Annotated in this window: 13 protein-coding genes; 6 read left to right on the forward strand and 7 right to left on the reverse strand. The window is 52.6% G+C overall.

Annotated elements, in window-relative coordinates:
• Positions 1-12 precede the first annotated feature (12 nt).
• On the reverse strand, positions 13-141 hold the full coding sequence (locus tag IEY24_RS32955; RefSeq protein ID WP_262892334.1) for a hypothetical protein: 129 nt from the start codon (positions 139-141) through the stop codon (positions 13-15).
• Positions 142-376: 235 nt separating this feature from the next.
• Here IEY24_RS32955 and IEY24_RS09705 point away from each other — a divergent pair, with 235 nt between their 5' ends.
• The 3 genes from IEY24_RS09705 to IEY24_RS09715 all read left to right on the forward strand — a co-directional run bounded on the left by IEY24_RS09705 (position 377) and on the right by IEY24_RS09715 (position 3942).
• Positions 377-1636 (forward strand): hypothetical protein, encoded by a 1260-nt coding sequence (locus IEY24_RS09705; RefSeq protein WP_188931097.1) that lies wholly within the window; start codon positions 377-379, stop codon positions 1634-1636.
• Positions 1637-1823: 187 nt separating this feature from the next.
• Positions 1824-2564, forward strand: coding sequence for an SDR family oxidoreductase (locus IEY24_RS09710; RefSeq protein WP_188931099.1), 741 nt, complete (start codon positions 1824-1826; stop codon positions 2562-2564).
• 49 nt (positions 2565-2613) lie between these two features.
• On the forward strand, positions 2614-3942 hold the full coding sequence (locus IEY24_RS09715; RefSeq protein ID WP_188931100.1) for a rhamnogalacturonidase: 1329 nt from the start codon (positions 2614-2616) through the stop codon (positions 3940-3942).
• 3 nt (positions 3943-3945) lie between these two features.
• On the opposite strand, the gene IEY24_RS09720 is transcribed toward IEY24_RS09715, so the two are convergent.
• From IEY24_RS09720 to IEY24_RS09735, 4 genes are all read right to left on the reverse strand, one after another.
• Positions 3946-4347, reverse strand: coding sequence for a response regulator (locus IEY24_RS09720; protein WP_188931102.1), 402 nt, complete (start codon positions 4345-4347; stop codon positions 3946-3948).
• A 9-nt stretch (positions 4348-4356) separates the two neighbouring features.
• A complete protein-coding gene (locus IEY24_RS09725; RefSeq protein WP_188931104.1) occupies positions 4357-6240 on the reverse strand; it encodes a PAS domain S-box protein in 1884 nt (627 codons plus the stop codon).
• Between the two features lie 112 nt (positions 6241-6352).
• The gene (locus IEY24_RS09730) at positions 6353-7099 is read right to left on the reverse strand and encodes an SDR family NAD(P)-dependent oxidoreductase (protein WP_188931106.1); all 747 of its coding nucleotides are present in this window, start codon (positions 7097-7099) and stop codon (positions 6353-6355) included.
• Positions 7100-7117: 18 nt separating this feature from the next.
• Positions 7118-7339, reverse strand: a complete 222-nt coding sequence (locus tag IEY24_RS09735) for a tautomerase family protein (RefSeq protein ID WP_188931108.1) — start codon at positions 7337-7339, stop codon at positions 7118-7120.
• 179 nt (positions 7340-7518) lie between these two features.
• Here IEY24_RS09735 and IEY24_RS09740 point away from each other — a divergent pair, with 179 nt between their 5' ends.
• The 3 genes from IEY24_RS09740 (at position 7519) to IEY24_RS09750 (ending at position 11022) form a co-directional block, all read left to right on the forward strand.
• Positions 7519-8778, forward strand: coding sequence for an Hsp70 family protein (locus IEY24_RS09740; RefSeq protein ID WP_188931110.1), 1260 nt, complete (start codon positions 7519-7521; stop codon positions 8776-8778).
• Positions 8779-8881: 103 nt separating this feature from the next.
• Positions 8882-10105 (forward strand): Tm-1-like ATP-binding domain-containing protein, encoded by a 1224-nt coding sequence (locus IEY24_RS09745; protein ID WP_188931112.1) that lies wholly within the window; start codon positions 8882-8884, stop codon positions 10103-10105.
• 50 nt (positions 10106-10155) lie between these two features.
• Positions 10156-11022: a phosphoenolpyruvate hydrolase family protein gene (locus tag IEY24_RS09750; protein WP_188931114.1), complete on the forward strand. Its 867-nt coding sequence runs from the start codon at positions 10156-10158 to the stop codon at positions 11020-11022.
• 85 nt (positions 11023-11107) lie between these two features.
• Here the strand turns inward: IEY24_RS09750 and IEY24_RS09755 are convergent, their stop codons facing one another.
• Complete coding sequence (locus IEY24_RS09755) at positions 11108-11773, reverse strand: peroxiredoxin (RefSeq protein ID WP_188931117.1); 666 nt, start codon at positions 11771-11773, stop codon at positions 11108-11110.
• Positions 11774-11836: 63 nt separating this feature from the next.
• A complete protein-coding gene (locus IEY24_RS09760) occupies positions 11837-12073 on the reverse strand; it encodes a hypothetical protein (RefSeq protein WP_188931119.1) in 237 nt (78 codons plus the stop codon).
• Positions 12074-12101: the final 28 nt, after the last annotated feature.

The following is a 12101-nucleotide window of genomic DNA, read 5'->3' on the forward strand; positions in this document are numbered from 1 at the left end:
AGGGGCTCTTCCCTACTTCGAGGGTTGGTCGGTCATTTCGGCTTTCCGCAGTTCCAGTACGATCCGAATGCCCATGCCGGCAATCACCACCGCAATCCCAAGCTGAGCCAGACCTGCCCACATGCTAATAGTCCATTCCATTATTGTATCGATTTAATTTTCAACACAAAATAAAAACGACGAAGGCTGCAATTAAAGTGTTATCAATTAACCGGTTATCATAATTAGTAAACGGCTAAAAACAGGTTTTTCAAAAAAATCCGTGCCAACCATATTGCAGAATCTAAATTCATTTTTAACTTTGAAATACAAAGTACTTTTAATCACACTCACTCAGCACTGAAAAAAGCTAATTCCAATTTTCAATCATGGTTTTATGCGCGAAGAAATCCTGTTAAATCAACACAATGCCCTGCAACTGGAAAAGTTGTACCGTGGCAACAAGCCCGGCTTTAAGGCAGCTTTCAATGCACTGTACCCCGAATTACCCGGGAATCCGCTCGCGGAAGGATGGTACCAGCGGCTCAATTTCGGTCAGGACGAACTTTCCGGGGGGGCAGGTGCGTGGGGTACGCCCGGCGAGCGCACATTTGTGGTGGCGGCTTCGCTCTTCGCCGCACTGATCGCCAAGCTGCCCGAAATGCTTTCCATCAGCGAAGACTTTTTCTATCCACGCAATATCGGTTTCATAGTCGCTCCTGTGCTAATGGCCTATTTTGCATGGAAAAACTTCATTTCGTGGAAAACCCGGGGCTTAGCAATCCTGTTACTCGTCGCATCGGCAGTATTTATCAACTGGCTGCCCCAGAATGAAAAGAGCGACACGCTGATCCTGTCGTGCATTCACCTCCCGCTCTGGCTGTGGTCGCTGCTGGGCGCGGCGTACAATGGCGGAAAATGGAGAAAAGGCGCAAACTGGCTGGAATTCCTGCGTTACACCGGCGAACTGGTAGTAATGTCGGGGCTGCTGGTCTTATCCGGCGGGCTCACTACCGCCATTACCATCGGGCTTTTCAAGCTGATTGGCTGGGATATTCAGGAATTTTACTTTCAATATATCGTGATTTGCGGGCTTTCCGCCGTGCCTATCGTCGCCACCTTCATAACCCGTGTACAGCCAACGCTCGTCAGCAAGGTTTCACCGGTTATCGCGAAGCTGTTCAGCCCGGTGGCGCTGGTCATGCTGGTGGTATACCTGGTGGCAACGCTTGTAGCCGGCAAAAGTCCCTATCACGATCGGGAATTCCTCGTGCTTTTCAACGGATTGCTGGTCGGTGTGATGGCCCTGATCTTCTTTTCGGTAGCCGAAACCGACCAATCGGGCAGTAACCGGGGCCAAATTGTACTGCTGTTCCTCTTATCGGCGGTGACACTGCTTGTGAATAGCATTGCATTGTCGGCGGTTCTGTTCAGAATTTCGGAATGGGGGCTGACGCCGAACCGCGCCGCGGTGCTGGGCGCTAATGTGCTGATGCTGGCCCATTTGTTTTATATCGGACTAAAACTTTTTTCCGTGCTCAGCAAAAGAACCAGCCTGTCGGCCGTGGGTGCGTCGCTGGCGGTATTCCTGCCTCTTTATAGCATTTGGAGCGCCACCGTAATCTTTCTCTTCCCGTTGATTTTCGGATTTAAATAGCGCACTTGCAAAACATTGCAGGAATGAAGATTTCTCCCAACACGGAAAGGCTGTCGGATCACCGGCAGCCTTTTTCGTTTTAAAGGCGATCTGAGATATTTGTAACTCTTGCTGTAATCCTTGTACGCTCCTGGCGCGGGCAGTCTGCCATCTTTGTAATGTTCTTTAACACTAAACAAAAACGACCATGAACTCACTCGAAAATAAAGTAGCCCTCGTGACCGGCGCGTCAAGGGGAATAGGTGCCGCAGTAGCCTTTCATCTTGCCCGGGCAGGTGCAAAAATTATTGTAAACTATACCAGTGGCGTGGAAGCGGCCCAACAAACGGTCGCAGCGATCGAAGCCGGCGGCGGAGAGGCCATTGCATTGCAGGCCGACGTAGCGAACCCGGCGCAAGTGAAAGACATGTTCGATGCGGCCATTACCCGCTTCGGCCAGATTGACGTGCTGGTCAACAATGCCGGCATTATGATTACCAAACTGCTCAAAGACACCACCGACGAGGATTTCACCCGCCAGTTTGAAGTGAATGTGCGCGGCACCTTCAACACGCTGCGCGAAGCCGCTACCCGCCTGGCCGACGGGGGCAGCATTATCAACTTCTCGTCCACCACCACGCGTGTGATGATGCCTACCTACGCGACATATGTAGCCACAAAAGGCGCCGTTGAGCAACTGACACGCGTTTTTGCGAAAGAAGTCGGTGCACGTGGCATCAACGTCAACGCAGTATTGCCCGGCCCTACCAATACCGAACTTTTCACGAAAGGAAAACCTCAGGAAGTAATCGACCGTCTCGCTTCCCTGAATGCCTTCAACCGGCTGGGCGAGCCCGAAGACATTGCCAAAACTGTCGCATTCCTCGCCAGCGATGACGCCAAATGGATCAGCGGGCAGAGTATCGGACTGAATGGCGCGATGGCTTAATGGAGAAATAGTTGCAAATTGTGATGGATTTTTATCACAATTTGCTGTCATGAAGAAATATTGCCTGCTTGCTTTCCTGCTTTCAAATATTGCATTTTCCTCCTTTGCCCAGGTAAGCCGATCCGTCAACTTCCCCGACGGAACGAAAATACCTGCCTGGTTTTCAGATACATCCAAAATAGAGCTAAAAAACCTTGGCAAGCAGTTTGTGATCACGGAGCATGGGGTTTCTACTGATAGCAACGTTGTTCAAACGGCCAAAATCCAGCGGGTAATCGACCAGGCGAATGCACAAGGCGGCGGCGTGGTAGTGATCCCGAAAGGTACATTTCTGAGCGGGGCATTGTTTTTCAAACCCAAAACACACCTCTACGTCGCGGAAGGGGCCGTGCTGAAAGGCTCCGACAAGATCGCCGACTACCCGATCATGCCTTCGCGCATGGAGGGACAAAACCTCGATTACTTTCCGGCGCTGGTAAATGTCTACGGCGTGAACGGCTTTTCGATTTCGGGCAAGGGTACGATCGATGGCAACGGGCTGAATTACTGGAAAGCATTCTGGCAGCGACGCAAGGAAAACCCGAATTGTACCAACCTCGAAGTGTCGCGCCCGCGGCTGGTCTTTATCTGGAAAAGCAACGATGTACAGGTCCAGGAAGTGACGCTTCAAAATTCGGGCTTCTGGACGAGCCATTATTACCAGTGCAACAACGTTAAAATACTGAATGTAAGGATCACCGCGCCGCATGAGCCGATCAAGGCGCCAAGTACGGACGCCATCGACCTGGATGTATGCAACAATGTGCTCGTGAAGGGCTGTTACCTCGCCGTAAACGACGATGCCATTGCATTGAAAGGTGGAAAAGGGCCTTATGCTGACCAGGATCCCCGTAACGGAGCCAACACGAATATCATCATCGAAGACACCAACTTCGGCTTTTGCCACGCGGCGCTTACGTGCGGGAGCGAGGCAATTCATAACAAAAATGTAGTGATGCGCAACTGCCATATCGTGAACGCCATGCGCGTCCTCTGGCTCAAAATGCGCCCCGACACGCCTCAGAAGTACGAATTCATCAGTGTCGAAAACGTGGACGGCTATGCGTACAGCCTCATTTACGTAAAACCCTGGAGGCAGTTCTTCGATTTGAAGGGTAGAAAGGATGTCCCGCTCTCCTACTCGGACAACATCAGCCTGAAAAACATCAAACTGAAATGCGACGTGTTTTTCGATGTGAGCCCCGGCGAATATGACAAACTTTCGAAATTCAGTTTTGAAAACCTGGATATTACGGCAAAAAACGCCTCTTATGATAAATCCGTGGTCAAAGACTTTAAGCTTGCGAACGTCAAGGTGAATGACAAGCTAACCCATTAGTATTCAGCCACCCAGGCACTGGCAGGCCAGTTGGTAAAACTCGGCGACGAACGAATCGTAGGCGATGAATATGTCGGGCTTGGCGATAAAATCCTTTGCACCCGCGCGCATACACTTCTCGCGCGTGGACACAACGGATGAGGTTGAGGTGGCGAACACCGCAATATCCGGATAGGTGGTTTTGAGCTCGTCGATAATGTCGTAGCCATTTTTACCGGGCATATTCAGGTCCGAAAGAACCAGCTCGGGAAGCTCACGTGGCGATTCATGCAGCCATTCCGTCAATTGGTCGCCGTTACCGAACTCCCCGAGAATTTCGAATTCTCCGGAAGCCCTGAACGCCTCGGACATAAAGAAGCGCTCGTCTTCATCGTTTTCAACAATGGCAAGTCTGAATGTTCTCATGCTCCGGTCTTATATCTTGGGTAAAACAATATGAAAACTGGCTCCATTTCCCTGCACCGATTCGGCCCAGATTTTACCCCGGTGCCGTTCGACGACCTTTTTGCAAACCGCCAGGCCGACACCATTCCCCTGATATTGATCTGAGAAATGCAGCCTCCTGAAAATTTCGAAGATCTTTTCCAGGTTTTGAGGTGAAATGCCTATCCCGTTGTCGTGCACAACAAACCTTACGCTGCCATCTTCCATCCAGGACTTCACCTGCACTTCCGGTGTGCTCCCGTTAGTAAATTTCAACGCATTGGCCAGCAGATTTTGAAAAAGCTGTACAAGCTGTACCCTGTCGCCGTAAATAAACGGCACGTCGCTATCGACACGGATATGCGCACCCGATTGCTCAATGGCGTCGTTCAGGTTCTGGATCGCCTCCCCGATCACATTTGCTACTTTCAGCTTCTGGCGTTCCAGCCCTATCTTGCTGATCTGCGAATAATGCAGCAGGTTATCGATGAGATCGTGCATGCGCTGGGCCGCCAGAATGCCTTTTCCGATACTCGCTTTCAGGAGGTCGAACTTCTGCTGGTCGAGGTGCTGATCCATCAGGTGCAAAAAACTTCGCACCGTCCGAACAGGTTCTTTTAAATCGTGGGAAACGATGGCGGTGAACTGCTCCAATTCACGGTTTACAGACGACAGCTCACCGTTAGTTACGGAAAGTTCCTCCGCGAGCTGTCTGTATTTGTCGGAACTCTCCTGCAATGCCTGCTCGCTCATTTTGCGCTCTGTAAGGTCGCGTGTCACTTTCGAAAAACCACTCAGCCGGCTCTCGGTGTCATAAACCGCGGTGATGACGATACTCGCCCAGAAACGACTCCCGTCTTTCCGCAAACGCCATCCCTCTTCCTCATATTTACCAGTCGACCTCGCTACTTTCAGTTCCCAGGCGGGCTTGCCGTTGAGTATATCCTCTTCCGGATAAAATATGGAGAAGTATTTTCCGATCACATCCTCGGCGCTGTAACCTTTAATACGTCTGGCGCCTTCGTTCCAGCTAATAATGCGCCCTTTCGTATCCAGCATAAATATCCCGTAATCGCCTACCTGCTCAACCAGGGAACGGTACCGGGCTTCACTCTGGCGCAGTATTTCCTCGTCTTTCAGTCGATGGGTCAGGTCGCGCGTGACCTTCGAATAACCGATAAGCATATTCCGGTCGTTGAACAGGGCGGTCAAAACCACACTTGCCCAAAACAGCGAGCCGCCCTTTTTGACCCGCCAGCCTTCCTCTCGGTACGAGCCGCTTTCGCTGGCGATCTGCAATTTCTTTTTCGGCTTCTCGTCGATAAGGTCGGCGGATAGATAAAACACCGAGAAATGCTTGCCGAGGATCTCGCTTTCGGAATAACCGTGGATAAAAGTCCCGCCGTCGTTCCAGGTCATCACGTTTCCGTCCGGGTCGAGCATGAATATCGAATAATCCCTGATCGCCTCTACCATCAACCGGTAGCGCTCCTCGCTTTCGAGCAGATCGAATTCCCTTTTCTTCTGTTCATTAATATCGCGCAAAAGCACGCAGTACCCGGTGAGGTGCCCGGACTCGTCGAAAACCGGGGAATAAGAAGTTTCCGCCCAATACCTGGTGTGATCTTTCCTCATCTTCCAGCCCTCCACCACGAACTTTTTCTTTTTCAGGGCCTGATCGAGCTCATACCGGTATTTGATAGGATCGTCCTGGCCCTCGCCGATGGCATAAAACGGTTTGGCTTCTATTTCGGTAGCATCATAGCCTGTGATAGCGCTCGCCGCTGGGTTGCAAGTCGTTATTCTGCCTGTTTCGTCCAATAAAAAAATACCTTCGGCAAGGCTGCGAAAAATCAGGTCACTGTTCAAATGCATGCTTGGGTAAGGTATAAGTCAAATCGGGAAGAACCCAGCAAATTCCGTGCCAAAAAATCAGGCGTACCGGAACAAAGCCAGTACGCCTGAATTACATTCACATCCATGGTTTTTAACCAATATGGTGCCCGGCAACATGGCCTCCATCGAGGTTGATCACTTCGCCGGTGATGAAGTTGCTGCCGGCCAGGTACAATGCGAGCTGGGCAACGTCTTCCGTTTCTCCGATGCGGTCTACCAGGTGCAGGCCTGCAAGGCTGTCGGCATCGCTCACACCCGTTTTCGCTTGGAGCGGGCTGCGGATAATGCCTGGTGCGATAGCGTTCACACGTATGTTGTTTCTGCCAAATTCCGCGGCGAGCTGGCGTGTCAATGCATGAATGCCTCCCTTGCTCGAAATGGGCGCAGTTGCAGGGAAGCCGCCGATCGCGTGATCCACCAGCACGGTACCGATGTTGATGATCGAACCGTCGCCTTGTTGCAGCATTTGGGTAATCGCCGCCTGGCTGGTAAAAAATGTCCCCTTCAAGTTGATATCGAGGAAATAATCCAGATGCGCTTCGTCTACTTCGAGAAAATTACGCGGTTCAAATACACCCGCATTATTCACCAGCACATCCACGCCGCCGAATTCGCGAACTGCCGTATCGACCAGCAACTGGCCGGTCGATTTTTTACTGATGTCGCCCGGTACCATCACCAGGCGGTCGTGGTTACCCAGCTCGTTATACGTCGCGGTGAGGTTATCCGCGTTGGCCGAGTTGATGACCACATGATGGCCATGTTCCAGAAACAGGATTGCTACCGCTTTGCCGATGCCCGTAGACGCGCCGGTTACGATAATTGTTTGCTTTTTCACGATGATTTGTCAGGTTTGTTATTGATTTCTGTTTGCTGTAATACCTTTTTCGCGTAGCACCGACACCTGTTCCCCGGCGTAGCCCCAGTCGTCCAGTTCCACCTCCTGTATTACCACGTGGGTCAGTTGGGGGTCTTTGTCGAGGACTTCGGTGATCAGCTGCGTTACCCCGGCGATAAGTTCTTGTTTTTGCTTGCGGGTAACCCCTTCACGGGTTACCTCAATTTTTACATATGGCATGATTTCTGTCTTTAAAAGGGTTATCAATACATTTGATGTCAATTCCTTACTCCGTTTTGACCATACAAAGGAACCCGGTTGCCGACAGACCATTACGTGACATACATCACAAGTATCGTCCTTCCCATTTGCATTGCCGGGCAAATAGTGAGAAATTGCGCCCCCAATTTTCCAATACAATGACAACTCCTGTTTTCTGCGGCATCGATTTCGGCACTTCCAATTCCAGCCTCGCAATAGCAAACCAAGACGACGTTTTCCTGATCCCGGTTGAAAACGAACATAAGACGATCCCCAGCGCGATGTTTTTCGCACGAAAGGACAACGAGGCATTCTTCGGCCGCGCAGCCATGGAACGTTTCCTGGGCCGGCACCCGGGCAGGTTAATGCGAAGTTTGAAACGCGTGCTCGGAACACCCGCCATGCGCCAGGGTACGATGGTGAATGGTGAATTGATGAAATTCGACCAGATTGTCGCCGCTTTTCTCGACCAGATGAAGCAGAAGGCAGAAGCCGACACCGGCACCGAACTGAAACATGTGGTAATGGGTCGGCCGGTGCATTTTATCGATAACGACCCTGCTGCCGACGAACGCGCGGAAAACGAATTGAAGGCGATCGCTAAAAGCCTGGGTTTCGAACATGTCGGTTTCCAGTTTGAACCGATCGCGGCTGCATTTGCGCACGAGGCGCGGGTAACGGGCGAAAAACTCGCCCTGGTGGTGGATCTCGGCGGCGGGACTTCCGATTTCACGATCATCCGTCTTTCCAAAGACAATGCCCGCAAACACGACCGCAGCGGTGATATTCTGGCCAACACAGGTGTGCGACTCGGCGGCAACGACTTCGATAAGGACCTGAGCCTCGCACGCATGATGCCGGAGCTGGGCTTCCGCACAACCTACGGCACCAAGAACCTCGAAGTACCGTCCTACCATTATTTCGACCTTTCGGAATGGAGCAAGGTCAACTTCCTGTACACCAACCGCACGATATTCCAGGCCAAGCAGCTCCTCCGCGAAACGCATTCGCCTGAGAAATACGGAAGGCTCATCAGCGTCCTGGAACAGGAAAGCGGCCACGCAGTACTTGCCGAAACCGAAAACATCAAGATCGGCCTCACGCAAAGCGACGCCTATGTGGCCTCCCTCCCATTTATAGACGAAAACTTACAGATCAACGTCGAACGCGAAGTGTTCAATGAAGCGATCAGCACCAAAACACAGCGCATTATCGACGCGGCCAAGCAATGCTTGCAAAGCGCGGGCATCGCGCCGGAAGCCATTGCCCTGGTGATCATGACCGGCGGCTCCACGGAAATCCCGCTCATCCAGGAACGTTTCCGCGAACTGTTCCCTGCCGCCGAGTGGTCGGAAGAGAACAAGCTATCGAGCGTAGGACTAGGATTAGCCTACGACGCCCGCAGCCGGTTCTCCTGATAAACGCGCCGGGGTATTGCGCCGCTTTCCACCGATTTTAGGTCGATGGGTAAAACCATGCCCGGGTTTGCTTCGGATACCGATATCTGGTTATACTTGCATTATGGCAGTTTCAGACAAAAGCATTTTAATACTCGGCTGTTTTGATACCAAGGGCGACGTGTTTTCCTACCTCAGGAATTGCATTATCGGACGCGGCGAAACGGTGATTAGTGTCAATACAGGCATTTTTGGAACTACAAAGGCGTTTCCCGTCGACTTCGAAGCCGATCGTGTCGCCGCCGAAGCTGGCCACGATATTTCCGACCTCCGCCGCGACCGCGACCGGGGCAAGGCGATCGATGTCATGGGCCGGGGCGCTTCGCAACTGGTTTCACAACTTTATGCCGAAGGAAAAATCAAAGCTGTGGCCGGGATGGGAGGAGGTGGAGGCACTTACATTGCACTTTCGGCCATGCAGGGCATCCCATTCGGCGTGCCCAAAGTTTGCCTGACGACCCTGGCCACAAAAGACCTCTCCCGGCAGATTGGCGATAAGGACGTTATGCTGATCCCGTCCGTGGTGGACGTGGCCGGAATGAACCATATTTTAAGACAATTGGTAGCACAAGCCGCTGCGGCAATATGCGCAATGGCTAATGTCGAAACCGTTGACACCAGCACAAAGGTGCGCAGCATTGCCATCAGTATGTTCGGGAACACCACGCCGTGCGTCGACAAATGCACCGAGCTCCTCACCCATGCCGGCTACGAAGTGCTCTCCTTCCACGCCACCGGCGTAGGCGGCAAGACGATGGAATCGCTCATTCGCGAAGGCTGTTTCGACGCGGTGCTCGACATTACCACCACCGAGCTGGCCGACGATTTGTGTGGCGGCATTTGCAGCGCCGGGCCCGAAAGGCTCACGGCTGCGGCAGATATGGGCATTCCGCAAGTAGTGGTGCCGGGCTGTATGGATATGGTCAACTTTGCCCACCCAGACACCATCCCGCACGCATTCGTGGCTAGGCAGCTGTACAGCTGGGCGCCCGACGTGACGCTCATGCGTACGGATGAGCGCGAGAATGCGATCCTGGGTGAGCGCCTGGCGCGCAAGGTAAGCCGGTCGCCGGTACCTGCTGCCGTTGTGCTACCGCTGCGTGGCATTTCGCAAGTAGCCTCGGAAGGGGGGATTTTTCATAACCCGGTAGCCGACGAGGCATTGTTTGCCGCGATCCGGGCCCATGTATCCGGCGACGTATCGGTGACCGAGGCAAATACGCACATCAACGACCCGGCATTTGCCCATTTGCTGGTAGAAACTTTGCTGGGCCTAATGCAGAAATAGTAAAGAAAAATAAATGAGTCTTATCATTAAATAACCAGAACCGAAACAATATGCCTAACCCATGGACAGGTAAGGGAAATCCCTATACGAAACAGGAAGTAAAAGACCGTCTGCAAGCTACAATAGACCAGGGAAAAGCAATCATTGCAGCTGGTGCCGGCACGGGTATCAGTGCCAAGTTCATCGAAAAAGGCGGTGCCGACCTCATTATCATCTACAATTCAGGGCGCTTTCGGATGGCCGGTCATGGGTCTACGGCGGGCCTGATGGCGTATGGCGACGCGAATGCAGTGGCCATGGAAATCGGTGAGTTCGAGGTACTGCCCGTGGTGGAAGAAATACCGGTAATATGCGGTGTACACGGCTCCGACCCGCGCCGCCGAATGTGGCACCACTTGCTGAAAGTAAAGGAAATGGGCTTTTCGGGCGTCAACAACTTCCCTACCCACAGCATTGTGGACGGGCATTTCAGGCAAGTACTGGAAGAAACCGGGATGGGTTTTGCCAAAGAGGTGGAGATGATCAGGCTGGCGACGATGATGGATCTTTTCTCGATCGTATACGTGGCTACGCCCGAAGAGGCGCGCCAGATGGCAGAAGTAGGTGCGGATGCGATCATTGCGCACGTCGGCACTACTGTGGGCGGTTCTATCGGCGTAGTAGATGCTACTTGTAGCATGGACGAAGCCATTGAACGCACGCAGCTAATCGGCGATGCGGCACGCAATGTCAACCCCGATGTGTTCGTACTCGCTCACGGCGGACCCGTGAATACCCCGGCGGACGTCCGCGAAGTACTATCGAAAAGCGACATCCACGGCTTTGTGGGCGCATCTTCCCTCGAACGCATGGGGATAGAGCAATCGCTCACCGAACTGACGCGGGATTTTAAACGGTTGACGTTGGGGAATGGGTGATGACGGCCGACTGCTGAGTCAGTTGAAAAGCATCTGCCGAAATAAGTCAAGTGGTCGGCGATCCGCGGCCGGCCGTCAGTCGTCACTACTCCCTCTCCGGCTGTGCCACATACCTCAAATACGGCTTCACCGTCTTCCAGCCTTGTGGGTACTTTTCTTTTGCTTCGGCATCGGATACGGCCGGGACGATGATCACCTCGTCGCCGTCCTGCCAGTTCGCGGGTGTGGCAACTTTGTGTTGGGCAGTGAGCTGCATGGAGTCGAGGACGCGCAGGATTTCATGAAAATTGCGGCCGGTGGTCATCGGGTACGTCAGGTTCAGCTTGATCTTCTTGTCCGGGCCAACGACGAATACCGAGCGAACGGTTTGGTTGGTAGCGGCGGTGCGGCCTTCGAAAGTACCGGGTTCATCGGCCGGGAGCATGTCATACAGTTTTGCGATTGCAAGGTCAGGGTCGCCGATCATCGGGTAATTCACCGCGTGGCCTTGTGTTTCTTCGATGTCCTTCTCCCATTTTAAGTGACTATCCACCGGGTCGACACTCAGGCCGATAACCTTGCAGTTGCGCTGCGCGAACTCGGGTGCAAGCTTAGCCATGTACCCCAGCTCGGTCGTACATACGGGCGTGAAGTCTTTGGGGTGTGAAAAAAGAATGGCCCAGCCGTCGCCGATCCATTCGTGGAACCGGATAGTACCCTGGGTGGTGTCGGCCTGGAAATCGGGAGCAATGTCGTTTATTCTCAAACTCATGGTATATAAAAATTTAAAAGGTTAATGGATGGATGATGATTATTTAGAGGTACGGTCGGGCCGTCAGAAAAGCGTGTAGCGTTTTTTGCAGGCTTCGCATTCGTAACATTCGGGTTGGAGCTTGCCCAGCGACGCAATCTTCGCCAGGCGGCCGGCGAAGCTCATTTTCGGGTAAACAACCAGGTTCCCGCCGCAAATCGTACAGCGTATCCCGAAGAAGTTCCGTTTAATGATAATTTTATCCAGATCGAGCAAACCCACAGCGACGCCAAAAATGGGCGTCAGCAAGAGCAAGGGCAAAAAAAAGGGACGAACGCTTGTGCGGTGG

The organism is Dyadobacter endophyticus (assembly GCF_014641595.1).
Lineage (GTDB): Bacteria > Bacteroidota > Bacteroidia > Cytophagales > Spirosomataceae > Dyadobacter > Dyadobacter endophyticus.